This window comes from Streptomyces sp. SM11 (assembly GCF_002910905.1).
Taxonomy (GTDB): Bacteria; Actinomycetota; Actinomycetes; order Streptomycetales; family Streptomycetaceae; genus Streptomyces.
This window is the reverse complement of sequence record NZ_NEUE01000300.1, coordinates 47,170-65,092: the sequence shown is the minus strand read 5'-3', so window position 1 is coordinate 65,092 and position 17,923 is coordinate 47,170. Positions and strand designations below refer to the sequence as shown.

At 71.6% G+C, this 17,923-nt stretch carries 16 protein-coding genes and 2 pseudogenes; 10 read left to right on the top strand and 8 right to left on the bottom strand.

All coding sequences use genetic code 11. The features are described 5' to 3' along the window. Positions 1–32: 32 nt before the first annotated feature. Genes B9S58_RS34350 through B9S58_RS34345 form a run of 3 tightly spaced genes read right to left on the bottom strand, consistent with a single transcriptional unit; the run spans position 33 to position 1,985 of the window. Positions 33–632, bottom strand: a complete 600-nt coding sequence (locus B9S58_RS34350; RefSeq protein ID WP_103535787.1) for a pyridoxamine 5'-phosphate oxidase family protein — start codon at positions 630–632, stop codon at positions 33–35. Positions 633–675: 43 nt separating this feature from the next. Beyond that, the gene (locus B9S58_RS39800; protein ID WP_258045201.1) at positions 676–1,026 is read right to left on the bottom strand and encodes a HEAT repeat domain-containing protein; all 351 of its coding nucleotides are present in this window, start codon (positions 1,024–1,026) and stop codon (positions 676–678) included. Then, positions 951–1,985, bottom strand: coding sequence for a hypothetical protein (locus B9S58_RS34345; RefSeq protein WP_258045200.1), 1,035 nt, complete (start codon positions 1,983–1,985; stop codon positions 951–953). Before B9S58_RS34345 ends, B9S58_RS39800 begins: the two co-directional genes overlap by 76 nt. 168 nt (positions 1,986–2,153) lie before the next feature. Between B9S58_RS34345 and B9S58_RS34340 the strand changes: the two genes are divergently transcribed. From B9S58_RS34340 to B9S58_RS34330, 3 genes are all read left to right on the top strand, one after another. Then, positions 2,154–3,350 (top strand): argininosuccinate synthase, encoded by a 1,197-nt coding sequence (locus B9S58_RS34340; protein WP_103535786.1) that lies wholly within the window; start codon positions 2,154–2,156, stop codon positions 3,348–3,350. A 111-nt stretch (positions 3,351–3,461) separates the two neighbouring features. Further along, on the top strand, positions 3,462–4,889 hold the full coding sequence (gene argH, locus B9S58_RS34335) for an argininosuccinate lyase (protein WP_103535785.1): 1,428 nt from the start codon (positions 3,462–3,464) through the stop codon (positions 4,887–4,889). Between the two features lie 112 nt (positions 4,890–5,001). Continuing rightward, complete coding sequence (locus tag B9S58_RS34330; RefSeq protein WP_103535784.1) at positions 5,002–5,973, top strand: aldo/keto reductase; 972 nt, start codon at positions 5,002–5,004, stop codon at positions 5,971–5,973. Between the two features lie 49 nt (positions 5,974–6,022). Here the strand turns inward: B9S58_RS34330 and B9S58_RS34325 are convergent. Continuing rightward, positions 6,023–7,273 (bottom strand): annotated as a pseudogene (locus B9S58_RS34325) (hypothetical protein). 134 nt (positions 7,274–7,407) lie between these two features. Continuing rightward, positions 7,408–8,834, bottom strand: a pseudogene (gene rox / locus B9S58_RS40100) (rifampin monooxygenase). Between the two features lie 278 nt (positions 8,835–9,112). On the opposite strand from rox, the gene B9S58_RS34315 reads away from it, so the two are divergent. Continuing rightward, positions 9,113–9,664 carry a TetR/AcrR family transcriptional regulator gene (locus B9S58_RS34315; RefSeq protein WP_103535783.1) on the top strand — a complete coding sequence of 184 codons (552 nt, stop codon included), beginning with the start codon at positions 9,113–9,115 and terminating at the stop codon, positions 9,662–9,664. After that, complete coding sequence (locus tag B9S58_RS34310) at positions 9,661–11,205, top strand: MFS transporter (RefSeq protein WP_103535782.1); 1,545 nt, start codon at positions 9,661–9,663, stop codon at positions 11,203–11,205. The genes B9S58_RS34315 and B9S58_RS34310 overlap by 4 nt, the downstream gene beginning before the upstream one ends. A gap of 105 nt (positions 11,206–11,310) precedes the next feature. Here B9S58_RS34310 and B9S58_RS34305 read toward each other — a convergent pair whose 3' ends face one another. Further along, a complete protein-coding gene (locus B9S58_RS34305) occupies positions 11,311–11,982 on the bottom strand; it encodes a 1-acyl-sn-glycerol-3-phosphate acyltransferase (RefSeq protein WP_050359578.1) in 672 nt (223 codons plus the stop codon). A gap of 264 nt (positions 11,983–12,246) precedes the next feature. Between B9S58_RS34305 and B9S58_RS34300 the strand changes: the two genes are divergently transcribed. The 3 genes from B9S58_RS34300 to B9S58_RS34290 all read left to right on the top strand — a co-directional run bounded on the left by B9S58_RS34300 (position 12,247) and on the right by B9S58_RS34290 (position 14,682). Continuing rightward, positions 12,247–13,404, top strand: coding sequence for a glycerophosphodiester phosphodiesterase (locus B9S58_RS34300; RefSeq protein ID WP_103535781.1), 1,158 nt, complete (start codon positions 12,247–12,249; stop codon positions 13,402–13,404). A gap of 182 nt (positions 13,405–13,586) precedes the next feature. After that, entirely contained in the window at positions 13,587–14,132 is a 546-nt protein-coding gene (locus B9S58_RS34295; RefSeq protein WP_103535780.1) for a sigma-70 family RNA polymerase sigma factor, read from the top strand. A gap of 46 nt (positions 14,133–14,178) precedes the next feature. After that, positions 14,179–14,682, top strand: coding sequence for a GNAT family N-acetyltransferase (locus tag B9S58_RS34290; protein ID WP_103535779.1), 504 nt, complete (start codon positions 14,179–14,181; stop codon positions 14,680–14,682). A gap of 30 nt (positions 14,683–14,712) precedes the next feature. Here B9S58_RS34290 and B9S58_RS34285 read toward each other — a convergent pair whose 3' ends face one another. Further along, the gene (locus tag B9S58_RS34285; protein WP_103535778.1) at positions 14,713–15,153 is read right to left on the bottom strand and encodes a hypothetical protein; all 441 of its coding nucleotides are present in this window, start codon (positions 15,151–15,153) and stop codon (positions 14,713–14,715) included. 1 nt (position 15,154) lies between these two features. After that, on the bottom strand, positions 15,155–15,514 hold the full coding sequence (locus B9S58_RS34280; RefSeq protein WP_103507461.1) for a hypothetical protein: 360 nt from the start codon (positions 15,512–15,514) through the stop codon (positions 15,155–15,157). Between the two features lie 648 nt (positions 15,515–16,162). Between B9S58_RS34280 and B9S58_RS34275 the strand changes: the two genes are divergently transcribed. Then, a complete protein-coding gene (locus B9S58_RS34275) occupies positions 16,163–17,242 on the top strand; it encodes a methionine ABC transporter ATP-binding protein (protein ID WP_103535777.1) in 1,080 nt (359 codons plus the stop codon). Continuing rightward, positions 17,239–17,910, top strand: coding sequence for a methionine ABC transporter permease (locus B9S58_RS34270; protein WP_069755887.1), 672 nt, complete (start codon positions 17,239–17,241; stop codon positions 17,908–17,910). Before B9S58_RS34275 ends, B9S58_RS34270 begins: the two co-directional genes overlap by 4 nt. The last annotated feature ends 13 nt before the right edge of the window (positions 17,911–17,923 follow it).

Here is a 17,923-nt window from a genome sequence, read left to right as displayed (position 1 = left end):
CCCACCGGACCTGCTCCGTACGGCCCAGCGGCTCACTCCGGAAGCGCGGCCGGCAGGGGCGGAAGCGGGAGCGGCAGGCCCGGCAGACCGTCGATGCTCGTCGCGATGTCCGGCTTCTTCGCGAAGTAGGCGCTGAGGCTCTCGTCGTCGTCGCGCTCGAACCGGTCCGCGTGCAGCGTGCGGTCCTCGTCGTAGCTCAGGAACGGCACGCCGAACCCGCAGGTGTCACGGATCAGTTCGGCGGTCACCACGATGATCGCGCGCAACCCGTGCGGGGCGGGATCGACGCCGGGGAAACGGTCGAGGAGCCCGGGGAAACGGGGGTCGTCGCGGAAGACCGGCTCACCGCGGCCGTGTACCCGCACGATGTTCGGCGGGCCCTGGAAAGCGCACCACATCAGGGTGATGCGTCCGTTCTCGCGGAGGTGGGCGACGGTCTCGGCGTTGCTCCCGGCGAAGTCCAGATAGGCGACGGTCCGCTCGTCGAGGACGGTGAAGGAACCGGTGAGGCCCTTGGGGGAGAGGTTCACGGTGCCGTCGGAGTCCAGCGGGGCGGTGGCCGTGAAGAAGATGTGCTGTTCCTCGATGAAGGTTCTGAGTCGTCCTTCGATGCGCTCATGCGTTTTTCCCATGAGGTGATTATCCCTCTCCGATGGGGCCGGTGAGCAGGGCATTTCAGTATCCGGGCGTCGGCCTGCGGTGCCGCTCCGCCGCCCGCAGCAGCCGTTCGGCCGACACCCGCACCGCGCGCGGCCGGTCCGGCGCGGACCGCTCGCGCAGCAGGGGCTCCGGAATCCCGGCGGCCTCCGGCAGCAGGGCCCGGGTCGCCGCCCGCACCACGGCCGGGCTCGGGTCGTCCAGCAACGGCGTCAGCCGCTCGCGTACCGCCTCGTCCAGTGCGCGCAGTCCGGTGATCGCGTTCAGGCGTACGGCGGGCAGCGGGTGTTCGGTCAGGAGCCACAGCGTTCGCGTGTCCGTCGTGCGTTCGCCGCACTCGCCGAGTCCGGCGGCCGCCGCCGGATGCACGGCCGGTTCGGCGCACAGCTCCCGGTAGACGGGGAGCGGTTCGACGCCGCCCTGCCGCAGCACATAGCGCGCGCAGGCCCGTACGAGGGGGAGCGGTCGGCGAGGAACATCCGTGCCTCACCGTGCCGCCCGGTCCGCCGCAACGCGGTCATTCCCGCCGCGCGCACCCGTGCGGCGCGTGCCGTCAGCAGCCGGTCCAGCACAGCGCCCCGCTCGTCGGCCCGGTCGGCCGCCGGCGCGTCGCCGCCGTTCCATGCGGCTTCTTCGGCGGCGGCCTTCTCCGGCGGGTCGGTCAGCGCGGCGACGGCGGCCTCCGCGCAGAGGTCCTGAAGCGTGACATCGCCGCTGGCCGCCGCCGTGGCGGCCTTCTCCGGCGGCGTCAGCAGCCCTCGGTCCACAGCGCTCCGGTACGCGAGCCGGTACGTCGCACGGTCTTGATGCGCCATCAGGGCCATGACGTCCGCCGCCGGCCACTTCCGCAGCGCGCGCTCCAGCAGTGCGCGGGCGAAGCGGCCCTGAGTGCGCCGGGACAACCGCAGAATCAGCTCGGTGAGCGGAAGCAGCTCGCTCGCGGACAGCTCGCCGAGCAGCAGCCTGGCCCGCTCGCGCACCGGCTCGGCCCAGTCCGCGCACCGCACCACCAGGAGCGGGTGCAGCTCTGGGGCGGCGTCGGTCCCGTCCAGTGCCGCCTCGCGGACCCTTCCGTCCGGGTGGCACAGGGCCAGCGCCTGCGGACGCGGCGGCGGTGCGGGGCGAGGGCCGAACGGAGCGGAAAACCACGGCCGCCCCGGCTTCTCGTCCAGGTGCGGCAGTCTCCAGGGGTGGTGGGAGAGTTCCCGTACGGCGGCGTCGAAGGCCACCCACGCGTCGGCCGAACCCGTCTCCAGCGCCTCGTCCGGCGGCACGCCCTCGGACACGAGCACCACAGCCTCCAGCGCCCTGCGCTCACCGTTGTTCACCGCGGCCCCTCCCTGTTGTCAGACACCCTCTTGGGGCTTTCCGGCCGACAAGCACCGGAGATTTCCGGCTGTGCGATCACCTCGACCGCCCTGACCTGCTGTTTTGACAAAGCATACAGAGGACTGCATAGTTATGCCCATCAGTGATTGCACCGTAAGGAGAAACCCGTGACCGAGCGCGTCGTACTCGCCTACTCGGGCGGCCTGGACACCTCCGTCGCCATCGGCTGGATCGCCGAGGAGACGGGTGCCGAGGTCATCGCCGTTGCCGTGGACGTCGGCCAGGGTGGCGAGGACCTGGACGTCATCCGCAAGCGCGCGCTCGCCTGTGGTGCCGTCGAAGCCGAGGTCGCGGACGCCAAGGACGAGTTCGCCGAGGAGTACTGCCTCCCGGCGATCAAGGCCAACGCCCTCTACATGGACCGCTACCCGCTGGTCTCGGCCCTCTCCCGGCCGACCATCGTCAAGCACCTCGTCGCCGCCGCCCACAAGCACAACGCCGGGATCGTCGCCCACGGCTGCACCGGCAAGGGCAACGACCAGGTCCGCTTCGAGGCCGGCATCTCCGCGCTCGGCCCCGACCTGAAGTGCATCGCCCCGGTCCGCGACTACGCGATGACCCGGGACAAGGCGATCGCCTTCTGCGAGGAGAAGAACCTCCCGATCGCGACCACCAAGAAGTCCCCGTACTCCATCGACCAGAACGTCTTCGGGCGCGCCGTGGAGACGGGCTTCCTGGAGGACATCTGGAACGCGCCGATCGAGGACATCTACGAGTACACCGAGAACCCCGCCACCCCGCGCGAGGCCGACGAGGTCGTCATCTCCTTCAAGGAGGGCGTGCCCGTCGCCATCGACGGCCGTCCCGTCACCGTCCTCCAAGCGATCCAGCAGCTCAACGAGCGGGCCGGCGCCCAGGGCATCGGCCGGATCGACATGGTCGAGGACCGGCTCGTGGGCATCAAGTCCCGCGAGGTGTACGAGGCACCCGGCGCGATCGCGCTGATCACCGCCCACCAGGAACTGGAGAACGTCACCGTCGAGCGCGAGCTGGCCCGCTACAAGCGGCAGGTCGAGCAGCGCTGGGGCGAGATGGTCTACGACGGCCTGTGGTTCTCCCCGCTGAAGCGGGCCCTGGACGGCTTCATCAACGAGGCCAACCAGCATGTCACCGGCGACATCCGGATGACCCTCCACGCCGGCCGCGCCGTCGTCACCGGCCGGAAGTCCAGCGAGTCGCTGTACGACTTCAACCTCGCCACCTACGACTCGGGCGACACCTTCGACCAGTCCAAGGCGCAGGGCTTCATCGAGATCTTCGGTCTCTCCTCGAAGATCGCCGCGAAGCGTGATCTGCAGGCCTAGCCTGACGCGACCTCGCCCGACCCCGCTCGTTGTACAGCCGCCTTCCCGTCGTCACGCGGCAGGGAGGCGGCCGCATATCCGCACTTTGCCTTTGCCTTTGAGGAGCACGCAGTGAGCAGCAACAACGGTGACGTCCGGCTCTGGGGCGCGCGTTTCGCCGACGGACCGGCCGAGGCGCTGGCCAAGCTGTCGGCGTCCGTCCACTTCGACTGGCGGCTCGCGCCGTACGACATCGCCGGCTCCCGCGCCCACGCCCGCGTCCTCAACAAGGCGGGCCTGCTCACCGAGGACGAGCTGACCCGGATGCGGGAAGGCCTCGACCGGCTCGAAGCCGATGTGGCGGACGGCTCCTTCACCGGAACCATCGCGGACGAGGACGTCCACACCGCCCTGGAGCGCGGACTCCTCGAGCGCCTCGGCGCGGACCTCGGCGGCAAGCTGCGGGCCGGCCGGTCGCGGAACGACCAGATCGCCACGCTCTTCCGGATGTACCTGCGCGACCACGCCCGGACCATCGGCGGCCTGATCGCCGACCTCCAGAGCGCGCTGGTCGGCCTCGCCGAAGCCCACGCGGACGTCGCGATGCCGGGCCGGACCCACCTCCAGCACGCCCAGCCCGTCCTCTTCGCCCACCATGTGCTGGCCCATGTGCAGTCCCTCTCCCGGGACGCCGAGCGGCTGCGCCAGTGGGACGAGCGCACGGCCGTCTCCCCGTACGGCTCCGGGGCGCTCGCCGGGTCCTCGCTCGGGCTCGACCCGGAGGCGGTCGCCGCCGACCTGGGCTTCGAGCACGGTTCGGTCGCCAACTCCATCGACGGCACCGCCTCGCGGGACTTCGTCGCGGAGTTCGCCTTCATCACCGCGATGATCGGCGTCAACCTCTCCCGGATCGCCGAGGAGGTCATCATCTGGAACACGAAGGAGTTCTCCTTCGTCACCCTGCACGACGCCTTCTCCACCGGCTCCTCGATCATGCCGCAGAAGAAGAACCCGGACATCGCTGAGCTGGCCCGGGGCAAGTCCGGCCGCCTCATCGGCAATCTGACCGGCCTGCTCGCCACGCTCAAGGCGCTCCCGCTCGCGTACAACCGGGACCTCCAGGAGGACAAGGAGCCCGTCTTCGACTCCTGCGACCAGCTGGAGGTCCTGCTGCCCGCCTTCACCGGCATGATGGCCACCCTCACCGTCAACCGCGAGCGCATGGAGGAGCTGGCCCCGGCGGGCTTCTCGCTCGCGACCGACATCGCGGAGTGGCTGGTCAAGCAGGGTGTCCCCTTCCGGGTGGCGCACGAGGTGGCCGGCGCCTGCGTCAAGGAGTGCGAGCAGCACGGCATCGAGCTCGACCAGCTCACCGACGACCAGTTCGCCAGGATCTCCGAGCACCTCACCCCCGAGGTCCGCACGGTGCTCAACGTGCGGGGTGCCCTCGCCTCCCGCGACGGCCGGGGCGGAACGGCGCCCTCCGCCGTCGCCGTCCAGCTCGCCGAGGTGAAGGAAGACCTGGCCGCCCAGCACGCCTGGGCGACCGCCCGCGCGTAGGAGTGCCGGGCAGGGTGCGCGCGGGAAGCGGTGCCGCACCGGATGGACGAAGGGTGTCGCGGGCCGCGCTCACCGGGGTAGGAGTAACCGAACCCGACCCGAGGAGCCCGCGATGCCCTTCGCCGCCCTGGCCGCCGCGACGACCCCGACTGCCCACATCGGACTGGGCCTGGCTGCCGTCGGGAGGCCCGGCTACATCAATCTCCACCGAGACCGGGACCTGCCCGCCGACCGGGACGTCGACGCCCTGCGCGCCCGCACCCACGAGCTGCTGGACGCCGCCTACGCCCAGGGCGTCCGGTACGTCGACACCGCCCGCTCCTACGGCCGCGCCGAGGAGTTCCTCGCCGAGTGGCTGAACGCCCGGCCCTCGTTCACCGACCTCGTCGTCGGCAGTAAATGGGGCTACACCTACACCGCCGACTGGGGCGTCGAGGCCGAGGAACACGAGGTCAAGGACCATGGCCTCGCCACCTTCGAGCGCCAGTACGCCGAGACCCGGGCCCTGATCGGCGACCGGCTCAGCCTCTACCAGATCCATTCGCTCACCCCCGACAGCCCGGCCCTAGCCGACAAGGAGCTCCACGAACGCCTGGCCGCACTCGCCGCCGACGGCGTCACCGTCGGCCTCTCCACCAGCGGGCCCGCCCAGGCCGAGGCGATCCGGGCCGCACTCGCCGTCACGGTCGACGGCGAACCCCTCTTCCGTACGGTCCAGGCCACCTTCAACGCCTTGGAGACCTCGGCCGCGCCCGCGCTCGCCGAGGCCCACGACGCGGGGGTCACCGTGATCGTCAAGGAGGGCATGGCCAACGGACGCCTGGCCGGGGACGAGGCACCCGCCCTGTTCCAGGAGATCGCCGTCGGCGCGGGAGTGGGCGGCGACGCGGTGGCGCTCGCACTGGTCCTCCACCAGCCCTGGGCGGACGTCGTGCTCTCCGGCGCCGCCACGGTGGGCCAGCTCTCCGGCAATCTGCACGCCGCCGTCGTCGACCTGGACGACGAGCAGCGGGCGCGCCTCGACGCCCTGGTCGAGGAGCCGGAGGCCTACTGGCGGCACCGCGCCGGCCTGCCCTGGCACTGAAACCCGCCCCGCCGGACCGCCCTGGCGCCGCAGTCCGCCCGGCCGGCCCTCAGGAGCTCGTCAGGACGACGAGTTCCCGGGTCGCCCGGGTCATCGCGACATAGCGGTCCACCGCCCCCTTGACGCCCTCGCCGAACCGCTCCGGGTCGACGAGGACGACCAGGTCGAATTCCAGGCCCTTCGACAGCTCCGGGGTCAGCGACCGCAGGCGGGGGGCGTCGCCCGGAACGCGGGGTCGCCGATGACACAGGCGATCCCGTCGTCGTGCGCGGCGAGCCAGCCGTCGAGGACCCTGTCCAGGTCCTCGACGGCCCCGTGGGTGACGGGGACGCCGCTGCTGCGGACGGAGGCCGGCACATTGGCGTCGGGGAGCACGGCCCGGAGGTCCGCCGACGCCTTCAGACGTGCCACCTCCGGATCGGTCTCGGCCACTGCCGCCGCTGCCGCCGCTCCCTCGGCGACCAGGTCCCGCAGGGTGCACGTCTGCACGCCCTCCTCCCCGAGGCTCGGCAGGACGTCGGCGACGTACCCCAGATAGGGCTCGTGCGGCCCGACGAACAGCACACCGCCCCGGCGGTGCCCCAGGCGAGGGTCGGAGTACAGGAGATAGGCGGAGCGGTGCAGCGCGACGACGGTCTTCCCGGTGCCCGGCCCGCCGTCGACGACGAGCGTGCCCCGGGAGCCCGCCCGGATGACGGCGTCCTGGTCGGCCTGGATGGTGCCCAGCACATCGCGCATCCGGGCCGACCGGTTGCCGCCCAGACTGGCGATGAACGCGGACTGGTCGTCCAGCGCGGCGTGCCCGGCGAAGCCTTCCGGCGCGAACACCTCGTCCCAGTAGTCGTTGATCCGGCCGCCGTTCCAGCGGTAGCGCCGGCGGCTCGCCAGGCCCATCGGGTCGGCATGGGTGGCTCCGAAGAACGGCTCGGCCGCGGGGGAGCCAGTCGAGCAGCAGCCGGCGGCCCGTGCTGTCGGTCAGCCCGAGCCGGCCCACGTACAGCGGCCCGGAGCCGTCCGCGGCGACCATGTGTCCGAGGCACAGATCCAGGCCGAACTGGCGCAGGGCGCGCAGCCGGGCGGACAGCCGGTGGATCTCCACATCCCGGTCCATCGCCTGCCGACTTGCCCCGCCGGGCGCCCTGCGTTCGGCCGCGAGCCGGTCGGTCAGCTCGGCGATCGACTGTTCCAGGCAGTGGGCGATGGCCGCGAAGTGCTGCTCGTCATCGGCGATCAGCGCCGGGTCGGCCTTGGGGGAGAGGCGGTCGGGGAGTTCGAACGCGCTGGTGGTCAGGGGGTTCACGTCATCGGTTCCGATCTGCGGTGCGCATGTACGTTCAGGCGGCGGTGTTCCCCCGGGTCGGGCCGGGCAGGGCGCGGCGGGGAGGGGCGGCAGGGAGGGGGCGCTCGGCCGGGGCCACGAGGTGTGGTGCGCGGTCAGGCAGCGGGTGCCCCGAACCGCCGGGCCATCGCGTCGAGCAGCTCAGCCGGGTCCTCGCCGGCCCAGGCCACATGGCCGTCCGGCCGCAGCAGTACGGCGGGGGCGTCGAGGCCCCCGGCGACGTCGACGACCTGGTCGACCCGGTCCGCCCAGCCCGCCACGGACAGCCGGCCGGTGGTGTCGAGGAGCAGCCCGCGGCCGTCGTGCATGAGGTCGTAGAGACGGCCCTGCTTCAGCGGCAGGTCGCACATCCGCCGGCCGAGCAGGTCATGGCCCTTGCCGAAGTCGTAGCGGACGTCGACCGCGGTGACCATCCCGGTCATGTACGCGTTGACCTCCTCGAAGTCCATCAGCCGGGAGAGCAGCTCCCGCAGTGCGACCGCGCCCGGATCGGTGCCCAGCAGGGTGATCTGCGCCCGGGTGTTGGCAAGGACGCACGCGCCCACCGGGTGCCGCTCGGCGTGGTAGCTGTCCAGCAGCCCGTCGGGGGCCCGGCCGTTGACCGTCGCGGCCAGCTTCCAGCCGAGGTTGAACGCGTCCTGCACCCCGAGGTTGAGCCCCTGTCCGCCGGTCGGCGGGTGGATGTGCGCCGCGTCGCCGGCCAGCAGGACCCGGCCGACCCGGTAGCGCTCGGCCTGCCTGGTGGCGTCGCCGAACCGGGACAGCCAGCGGGGCGAGTGGACGCCGAAGTCGGTGCCCGCGACGGTTCGCAGCCGCTGCTTGAACTCCTCCGGCGTCGGTGCCGTCGCCCGGTCCTCGGACACCCCTTCGGCGGGCACGATCACGCGGAAGGTGCCGTCGCCGTTGGGGATGGTGCCGAACCGCGGCTGCGTCCTGCGGACCTCCTCGACGACGGCGGCGACCGTCTCCGGGGCCTCGGTCATCTCCATGTCGCCGAGCAGCGTCTCGACCGTGGCGGGCTGCTGGCGAAGTCCACGCCGAGCTGCTTGCGCACCGTGCTGCGGCCGCCGTCGCACCCGACGGCGTACCGCGAGCGCAGGCGTGTGCCGTCCACCAGCTCGACGGTCACTCCCTCCGCACCCTGGATCAGCCCGGCCACCTCGCAGCCGCGCCGGATCTCGGCGCCCAGCTCGACGGCACGTTCGCGAAGCAGCCGCTCGGTCACCGGCTGCAGGGTGGAAAGGCCGTACGGATGCGCGGTGTCCAGGCGGTCCGGCCACGGTTTCTGAATGCCGCCGAAGAAGCCGCCCACCTGAAATTTCTCACTGACCGCGAGGAACCGGTCCAGCAGCCCGCGCTGGTCCATCACCTCGACGCTGCGCACATGCAGTCCGCGCCCCCGGGACTCCCGGGTCGGCTCCGCCAGCTTCTCCAGCACGACCGTGTGCACTCCGGCCAGCCGCAGCTCGGCGGCCAGCATCAGTCCGGTGGGCCCGCCGCCGACGACAATCACGTCGATCATCATCGTTCCCCCTTCGCCGACGTCGAACGATCCGGAACACCGGAAGTCGACTTCCTGCATCCGGGCTTCGGCGGACGATTCTGCGGCGCATGGGGGCCTTGCCGCAAGGCCCCCCATGCGCAATAGGTTAGGAGTGGCAAGGAGTGGTTCTACCTCCGGCCACTTTTTTTGTTCCCCCTTCCTCTCGTGCGGCACCTCTTCCTCTCCGGTGGCACCTCGTCGGGGGCGTCAGCCCTTCCAGTGAGACGGGCGTGTCTCATATGGGTTACAGTCGTCTCATGACTCTCGACCGTGAGCAGGTGCTGCGCAGCGCCGCCGCCCTGCTGACCCACAAATCGACCGCCACCATGGACGAGGTCGCCAAGGCGGCGGGCATCGGCCGGGCCACGCTCCACCGCCACTTCGCCGGGCGCGACGCCCTGGTGAAGGCGCTGGAGGATCTCGGCATCCAGGAGTTCGAGGCGGCCCTGGACGCCGCCCGGCTCGACGAGGACACCTCCGAGGAGGGGCTGCGCCGCCTCATCGCGGCCGTCGAGCCCAGCGCCGGACTGCTGTCCTTCCTCGTCAACGAGAACCAGCTCTTCGAGGGCGACGAGGTCAACGAGGGCTGGAACCGGGCCGACGCCCGCGTCTCCGCCTTCTTCCGCCGCGGCCAGGAACGCGGCGAATTCCGAATCGACCTCACCCCCGCCTGGCTGACGGAAGCCCTCTACGGGCTCGTCGGCACCGGCGCCTGGGCCGTCCAGGCGGGACGGGTCGCCGCACAGGATTTCCAGCACATGATCGTCGAGTTGCTGCTCGGCGGAGCACGCCGGAGCGTGGAGCAATGACCAGCACCGACCAGAACCAGGACACCGCGGACGAGGTACGCCGCCCGGGGCGGTGGATCGCGCTCGCCGTCCTCGTCCTCGCCGTGCTGCTGGTGGCCGTGGACGCGACCGTCCTCGGTCTCGCCACCCCGTTCCTCAGTGAGGACCTCGAACCCACCGGCACCCAGCTGCTCTGGATCGGTGACGTCTACTCCTTCGTCATCGCCGGCCTGCTCGTCTCGATGGGCAGCCTCGGCGACCGCATCGGCCGCAAGAAGCTGCTGCTGGTCGGTGCCGTCGCGTTCGGCGCGGTCTCCGTGCTCAACGCGTACGCGACCACGCCCGAGATGATGATCGTGGCCCGGGCGCTGCTCGGTGTCGCGGGCGCCACCCTGATGCCGTCCACCCTCGCCCTGATCCGCAACCTCTTCCACGACCCGCGCGAGCGCAGCCTCGCCATCGGGATCTGGGGCGCCATGGCCTCGGCGGGTGCGGCCGTCGGTCCGGTCGTCGGCGGGTTCCTGCTCGAACACTTCTGGTGGGGTTCGGTCTTCCTCATCAATCTGCCCGTGATGGCCGTCCTGGTCGTCGTCGGCATCAAGCTGATCCCCGAGTCCAAGAACCCGGCCCCCGGCCCGTGGGACATGCTCAGCGTCGCGCTCTCCCTGGTCGGCATGATCGGTGTCGTGTACGCCATCAAGGAGGCGGCCTCGCACGGGGTGAGCTGGGAGGCCGGGGCGGCGGCCGTCCTCGGCGCCGCCGCGCTCACCTGGTTCGTCCGCAGGCAACTGCGTCTGCCGGCACCCCTGCTGGACATGCGGCTCTTCCACCACCGGGGCTTCTCCGGCGCGGTCCTCGCCGACCTGCTGACCATCCTCGGCCTGTCGGGTCTGGTCTTCTTCCTCTCCCAGTTCCTGCAACTGGTGCAGGGCCGGGGCCCGCTGGAGGCCGGACTCGCCGAACTGCCCGCCGCGATCGGCGCGGTGACCGCCGGTCTGCTGGCCGGCTTCGCCGCCCGCCGCTTCACGGTCCGCGTCGTCGTCTCGGGCGGCCTGGCCGCGGTCGGGCTGGCCCTGGGCAGTGTGACCCTGCTCGACCAGCACACCGGCTATCCGCTGCTCGGCGCCATGCTGCTGGTCGTAGGCGTCGGCGCGGGCTTCGCCTTCACCGTCACCGCCGACGTGATCCTCTCCAGCGTCCCGAAGGAGCAGGCGGGCTCCGCGTCCGCCGTCTCCGAGACCGCGTACGAACTGGGCGCGGCCCTCGGCATCGCCCTGCTCGGCTCCATCGTCACCGGTGTCTACCGGGGCTTCCCGACCCCGTCCGGCATCCCGGCCGACGTCGAGTCGGCCGCCCACGAGTCGCTGGGCGGGGCGGTCGAGGCCGCCGGGGCACTGTCCGCAGCCCAGGCTGGGCCGCTGGTCTCGGCGGCCCAGGAGGCGTTCGTCGACGGACTGCGGTCGGCCGCGGGCGTCGGTGCGGCGGTGCTGCTGGCGGCGGCCGTCGCCGCCTGGTTCCTGCTGCGGGGCCAGAAGCTGGAGGAAGGCGCCGAGCACCCGTAGGCCGTTGGGCCGTACGGAGAGGGGCCCGCACCCATCCGGGGGTGCGGGCCCCTCTCCGTGACTGTGCCGACGGTCGGGCGGTGTTCTCCGTGGCCGTCGAACGGGTCAGGCGGCCTTGGCCTTCGTCGCGTACATGTCCACGTACTCCTGGCCGGACAGCCGCATCACCTCGGCCATCACCGAGTCGGTCACCGCCCGCAGCACATAGCGGTCGCGGTCCATGCCCTCGTACCGGGAGAACTCCATCGGCTCGCCGAAGCGCACCGTGACCTTGCCCGGCCGGGGCAGGCCCGCGCCGCCCGGCTGCAGCTTGTCGGTGCCGATCATCGCGAACGGGATCACCGGCGCACCCGTCATCAGCGTCAGCCGCGCGATGCCCGTACGGCCCCGGTAGAGCCGGCCGTCGGGGGAGCGGGTGCCCTCGGGGTAGATCGCGAAGGCCTGCCCCTCCTCCAGCACCCGGCGTCCGGTCATCAGCGCCGCGACCCCGCCCCGGCCGCCGTCCCGGTCCACCGGGATCATGCCGCAGCCGGTGAAGAACCAGGCCATCAGCTTGCCCTTGAGGCCCTTGCCCGTGACGTACTCGTCCTTGCCGATGTAGAACACCGGCCGGTCGCAGCAGATCGGCATGATCATCGAGTCGATGAACGTGAGGTGGTTGCCCGCGAGGATCACCGGCCCGGTCCCGGGAATGTTCTCGACGCCTTCCACCTGTGGGCGGAACATCAGGCGCAGAATCGGTCCGAGCACTGCCTTGATGACCGTGAGACGGGACAACGGTTCCTCCGGTGTCGTGGCCGGGCCGGCCGCGGTGGATCGAGGTCCACCGGGCGGTGGCCGGTGCCGACGGATGATGGTCGGTGCAGGTGAGGACGATACTCGCGGGTATGCGCTGATCGCACATCGGGTTCACGAAACGGATACGCGGTGTTGACATGTGTTTCCGCCATGTTGGCCGAGGATCCGCCCTCTCGTACGGCTCCCAGCCTACGATCGGGCCTCTCCCGACCGGACCCGGACATCACCAAGCGAGGAGCATTCATGACGGAGCGTGCGCGGACGACCCCCGGCCGGCGGACCCTTCTGGGCGCCGCGGTCCTCGGCACCGCGGCCCTGGGCCTGCCCGCCGCCGCCCAGGCCGCCGAGCGGGGCCGCGGTCACGGTGGCGGCCACGGATCGCTGCGCGATCTGCCCGTGCCGACGGTGATCGGCCACCGCGGAGCCAGCGGCTACCGTCCCGAGCACACCCTCGGCTCCTATCAGCTGGCCCTCGACATGGGGGCGCACATCGTCGAGCAGGACCTCGTGCCGACCAAGGACGGCCACCTCGTCTGCCGCCACGAGAACGACATCACCGCCACCACCGACGTCGCCGACCACCCCGAGTTCGCCGGCCGCAAGGCCACCAAGAGCATCGACGGCCACTCCCTGACCGGCTGGTTCACCGAGGACTTCACCCTCGCCGAGCTCAAGACCCTGCGGGCCAAGGAGCGCATCCCGGGCAACCGCCCGGACAACACCCTCTACGACGGCCGCTGGACGATCCCCACCTTCGAGGAGGTCCTGCGCTGGGCGGAGAGGGAGGGCCGCAAGCGCGGCAAGCCGGTCTGGCTGTACGTGGAGACCAAGCACCCCACGTACTTCCGGAAGCTGGGTCTCGGCCTGGAGGAGCCGCTCGCCCGGCTGCTGCGTCGTTACGGCCGGGACCGCAGGAACTCCGCGCTCATCCTCCAGTCCTTCGAGCCCAGCTCGGTCCAGCGCCTCGCGCGCCTCGTCGCCACCCCGCGTATCGTGCTGCTGTCCGGCCCGAAGGCGCGCCCCTGGGACTTCGTCGAGTCGGGCGACCCGCGCACCGTCGCCGACCTGGTGAAGCCCGCCGGGCTGAGGTGGATGGCCTCCTTCGCGCAGGGCATCGGTCCCACCCTCGACCTCGTCATCCCCAAGGACGCCTCGGGGCGGCTCACCACCCCGACCACGCTCGTACGGGACGCGCACGCCAAGGGCCTGCTGCTGCACCCGTACACGATGCGCAACGAGAACAGCTTCCTGCCCGCCGACTTCCGACGCGGCACCGACCCCAACGCCTACGGGGACGTGTTCGGCGCCTGCGCCGCCTACCTCGCCACCGGCATCGACGGCATCTTCGCCGACCACCCGGACACGGCCCTGCTCGCGGCGGCGGACCGCGCCGGGCGCTGACACCGTACGGCGCCCGGCGCGCCGCACCTCCCGTACGCGAGATGCGGTGCCCCGGGCGCCGTTACCCGCATACGGGAGCGGCGCCCCGGGCCGCCGTCAGCCGCCGGCCCCGGCATGCCCCGGTCGGGTGGTGCCGCGCCTTCGGGGCAACCAACGGCCGCCACCGGTACGTCCGCCGGGGCATGACGCTTCTCGATCATGACCTCGACCCGGCCGCCTCCACCGACCGCGTCGTCCGCGCCCTGCAACCCCTGGTCCGCGCCGAGGCGAGGGCGGAGGCCCCGGCCGCCGGGCTCGACCCCGCCGACCTCGAACAGGGCGTGTGGGTACGGCTGCTGGAGCGCCCCGCGGCGGTCGGACCGCCCGCCGACGCGGCCCGCTGGGTGCGCGACACCGTACGGGCGGAGGCCCGCCGAGGACGCCGCGCGGCCCGGCGGGAACGCCCGTACGCCGGAACGGAACCCGCCGCCGGATCGGCCGACTGTCCGGAACGCGCCGCCCTCGGGGGCGCCGAACGCCGGGCGCTGCGCTCCGCGGTGGCGCGGCTGCCAGGACGCTGCCCCCGGCTGCTGGAGGCGATGCTCGCCCCCAACGACCCGACCTACCGGGAAATCGCAGGGGAGTTGGGTATGTCACAGGGGAGCTTGGGCCCGATCCGTTCCCGTTGCCTTGGATGTCTGCGCAGAATGCTGGCTGCGGAGGTTGTCGCCCCATCCGTGCGGGGATAGGGAGCGGTAGGCAACCGGCGGACAGGTGAGCGGGAGGCGTGCACACATGGGCATGAGCGTGACCATCTCGGCGGCGACGGCACAGGACGTCGAGCAGATATTCAGACTTCAGTACCTCTGCTTCCAGCGCGAGGCGGAGCTGTACGACAACTACCGGATCGACCCGCTCGTCCAGAGCCTCGATTCGCTGCGCGCCGAAGTCGCCGACGACCTGGCGTTCGTGGCCCGGCTCGGGGACGAAGTCGTCGGCTCGGTCCGAGGATTCACCGACCCCGACGGCACGGGCCTCATCGGCAAGCTCTGCGTCCACCCCCGGCTCCAGGGCCACGGCCTCGGCGCCCGGCTGCTGCTGGCCGCCGAGTCGGCGCTCTCCGCCGAGCGGGCGGCGACCCGCTTCCGGCTGCACAGCGGACACCGCAGCGAAGGCAATCTGCGGCTCTACCGGCGGGCCGGATACGCCCAGGTCGGGGCCGTCACCGGAGCGGACGGCGTCCGGATGGTCCTGCTGGAGAAGGACGCCGCGGACCGGGACTACGTGACCAGCGCCTGACCGTGCGCCGCGCGCGGCGGGAGCGGTCCCTCAGACCGCCGCCGTCTTCGCGCGGCGCAGCCAGATCATCCCCGTGACCGGCAGGATCACCGGGATGAAGAGGTAGCCCATCCCGAAGTCCGACCACACCGTCGAGTCCGGGAAGGCGGCCGGCTCCGCCAGCGTCCACGCGCCGACGACCAGCACGCCCAGCAGCTCGGCGGCACAGCACACCAGCGCCGCCTGACGGGCCTTCTCCCCGCCGCGCACCAGGGAGTACGTGATGAAGCCGTAGACCAGCGCCGCGACCGCCGAGAGCGCGTACGCCAGCGGCGCCCGGTCGAAGCCCCTGATCATCTCGACGATGGTGCGTGAGGCCGCCGCGACCGTGAACACCCCGTAGAACCAGACCAGGACCCGGCCGGGACCGGTGCCCAGGTCGAAGGACGGCTTGGGGGTCGTGGCCACCTCGGGGCGGTCGGTGTCGCTCACGTCAGTTTCCCCAGATGTCATAGAGCCGGACTTCCAGAACCGCCAGCACGACCGCGCCCGCCGCCACCGTGACCGAGCCCCAGCGGGTCCGCTCGGTCAACGACAGAAACCCTGCCGCGGGCACGGCGGCGAACGAACCGATCAGATAGGCGATGAACACCGCCATCCCCTGCTCCGGCCGCTCCCCGCGCGCCAGCTGCACGACGCCCACCACCAACTGGGCCAGCGCCAGCACGGAGACGACCGCCATCCCGATGAAATGCCAGTCCTTCGTCGGCTGGTCCCGGTAGGCGGCGTGTCCGCACCAGGCGGCGAGGGCGAGCGCGGCCACGGCGACCGCGACCGTCAGGGCGTCAAGCATGAGTCGAGGGTATTACGGACGGAACGCCCGCCCGCGTGCGGCCCCGGCCACGACGGACCGGGCCGGAAGCAGCCCGGGAACGGACCGGGAACGGACCGGATGAGCGGCCGCCGCCCCGGCGGCGAGCGTCGTGGCCTTGGCCACAACCGGCGGACGAGGTTCCGCTCCCCGGACGCCCGGACGCCTTGGGGCGTACCCCTGTAGAACCCTTGTCACCGCAGGTCACAGCCGCACGCCGACCATGGGGTGACAGAACCGGAGCGTGGCCGTCCGGCCATCCAGCACTGTCCGCTATGCGGACGGCGGGGACCGTGGAGTCGTCACGTCTGTTTTACTTGGCCCATGACCACGACGAGCAGCCGCACCCTTGCGACCGAGGCGATCAGCACGCCCGGTGCTCGTTGTATGTGTCGAATGCGCGCCTTCTGAGGGCCCCCGCCTGAGCCTCGCGCCCCGAAGCGAGACCGAGCCTGCGCCGTCCGCACCACGCGGAACGAGCGCGCCCGCGCATGTGCTGCCCCCCCCCCGGCGACCGCCGCGTACAGCCATGCCGAGACCCCCGGCCGAACAGCCCGAACAGTCTCTTCAGACGAATGCCCCGTGCCCGGCGGACACCGCGCCGCGCACTCGACAGTGACGGAAACCCCTGTGATCACCACGACGGGCCTCACGAAGGTCTACCAGTCGCGCGACCGTGAGGTCACCGCACTCGACGGCGTCGACCTGCACGTCCGCGAAGGCGAGGTGTACGGCGTCATCGGACAGAGCGGCGCCGGAAAATCCTCCCTGATCCGCTGCGTCAACCTCCTGGAACGCCCCACCTCCGGCACCGTGACGGTGGCCGGCCAGGACCTCACCGCCCTCGCAGGCCGCGGCCGGCGGGCGAGTGCGGAGCTGCGCCGGGCGCGCACCCGCATCGGCATGGTCTTCCAGCACTTCAACCTGCTGGACTCCCGCACCGTCCTGGACAATGTGAAGCTGCCGCTGGAGATCCTCGGCATCGACGGCCAGGAGCGCACCCGCAAGGCCAAGGACCTCCTCGACCTGGTCGGCCTCGCCGAAAGGGCGAAGTCCTACCCCGGTCAGCTCTCCGGCGGCCAGAAGCAGCGCGTGGGCATAGCCCGCGCCCTCGCGGGCGACCCCCAGGTGCTGCTCTCGGACGAGGCGACCTCCGCGCTCGACCCCGAGACCACCCGCTCCATCCTCCAGCTGCTGCGCGACCTCAACCAGCAGCTCGGCCTGACCGTCCTGCTCATCACCCACGAGATGGACGTCGTCAAGACCATCTGCGACTCCGCGGCCCTCATGCGGCGCGGCCGGATCGTCGAGTCCGGGACCGTCGGCGAACTCCTCGCCACCCCCGGCTCCGAACTGGCCCACGAACTGTTCCCGGTGGGCGGGAACGCCTCCGGCCCGGACCGCACGGTCGTGGACGTCACCTTCCAGGGGGAGTCGGCCTCCCAGCCGGTCATCTCCCAGCTCTCCCGTACGTACAACATCGACATCTCGATCCTCGGCGCCGCGATGGACACCGTCGGCGGCAAGCAGATCGGCCGGATGCGCATCGAGCTGCCCGGCCGCTTCGAGGAGAACGTCGTCCCCATCGGCTTCCTGCGCGAGCAGGGCCTGCGGGCCGAGGTCGTCGAGTACGCGAACGGTCCGCAGGACACCATCACCGTCGTGCCGGCGCAGACGCCCGCCCCGCTCACCAAGGAGGCCGTCAAGTGACCTGGTCCGAAATGCAGCCCCTGCTGACCCAGGGCACCGTCGACACCCTCTACATGGTGCTGTGGTCCGCGCTGGTCACCGTCGCCGGCGGACTGCCGCTCGGCGTCCTGCTGGTCCTCACCGACAAGGGCGGACTGCTGCAGAACACCGTGGTGAACAAGGTCATCGGCGTGATCGTGAACATCGGCCGCTCGCTGCCGTTCATCATCCTGCTGATCGCCCTGATCCCCTTCACCACCTGGGTGGTCGGCACCTTCATCGGCCCCACCGCGATGATCGTGCCGCTCGCCGTCGGCGCCATCCCGTTCTTCGCCCGGCTCGTCGAGACGGCGATCCGCGAGGTCGACCACGGGCTCGTCGAAGCGGTGCAGTCGATGGGCGGCTCCATCCCCACGATCGTCCGCAAGGTGCTCCTCCCGCAGGCCCTGCCCTCGCTCGTCTCGGGAGTCACCACCACCCTCATCGTGCTCATCGGCTACTCCGCGATGGCCGGCGCGGTCGGCGGCGAAGGGCTCGGCTCCAAGGCCGTCACCTACGGATTCCAGCGCTTCGACAACCAGTTCATGCTGATCACCGTCGCGCTGCTGATCGTCATCGTCACCGTGATCCAGCTGATCGGCGACCTCACCGTCCGGCTGCTGGCCCGCCGCGGCCGCACCGCCTCCTGAGGCCGCCACCCCC

Excerpts from the sequence above, each read along its gene's own strand:
- B9S58_RS34330 (WP_103535784.1), top strand. The coding sequence starts at position 5,002 with ATGCCCTTCGCCGCCCTGGCCGCCGCGACGACCCCGACTGCCCACATC.
- B9S58_RS34295 (WP_103535780.1), top strand. The coding sequence starts at position 13,587 with ATGACGCTTCTCGATCATGACCTCGACCCGGCCGCCTCCACCGACCGC.
- B9S58_RS34310 (WP_103535782.1), top strand. The coding sequence starts at position 9,661 with ATGACCAGCACCGACCAGAACCAGGACACCGCGGACGAGGTACGCCGC.
- B9S58_RS34280 (WP_103507461.1), bottom strand. The coding sequence starts at position 15,514 with ATGCTTGACGCCCTGACGGTCGCGGTCGCCGTGGCCGCGCTCGCCCTC.
- B9S58_RS34290 (WP_103535779.1), top strand. The coding sequence starts at position 14,179 with ATGGGCATGAGCGTGACCATCTCGGCGGCGACGGCACAGGACGTCGAG.
- B9S58_RS34315 (WP_103535783.1), top strand. The coding sequence starts at position 9,113 with ATGACTCTCGACCGTGAGCAGGTGCTGCGCAGCGCCGCCGCCCTGCTG.
- B9S58_RS34350 (WP_103535787.1), bottom strand. The coding sequence starts at position 632 with ATGGGAAAAACGCATGAGCGCATCGAAGGACGACTCAGAACCTTCATC.
- B9S58_RS34300 (WP_103535781.1), top strand. The coding sequence starts at position 12,247 with ATGACGGAGCGTGCGCGGACGACCCCCGGCCGGCGGACCCTTCTGGGC.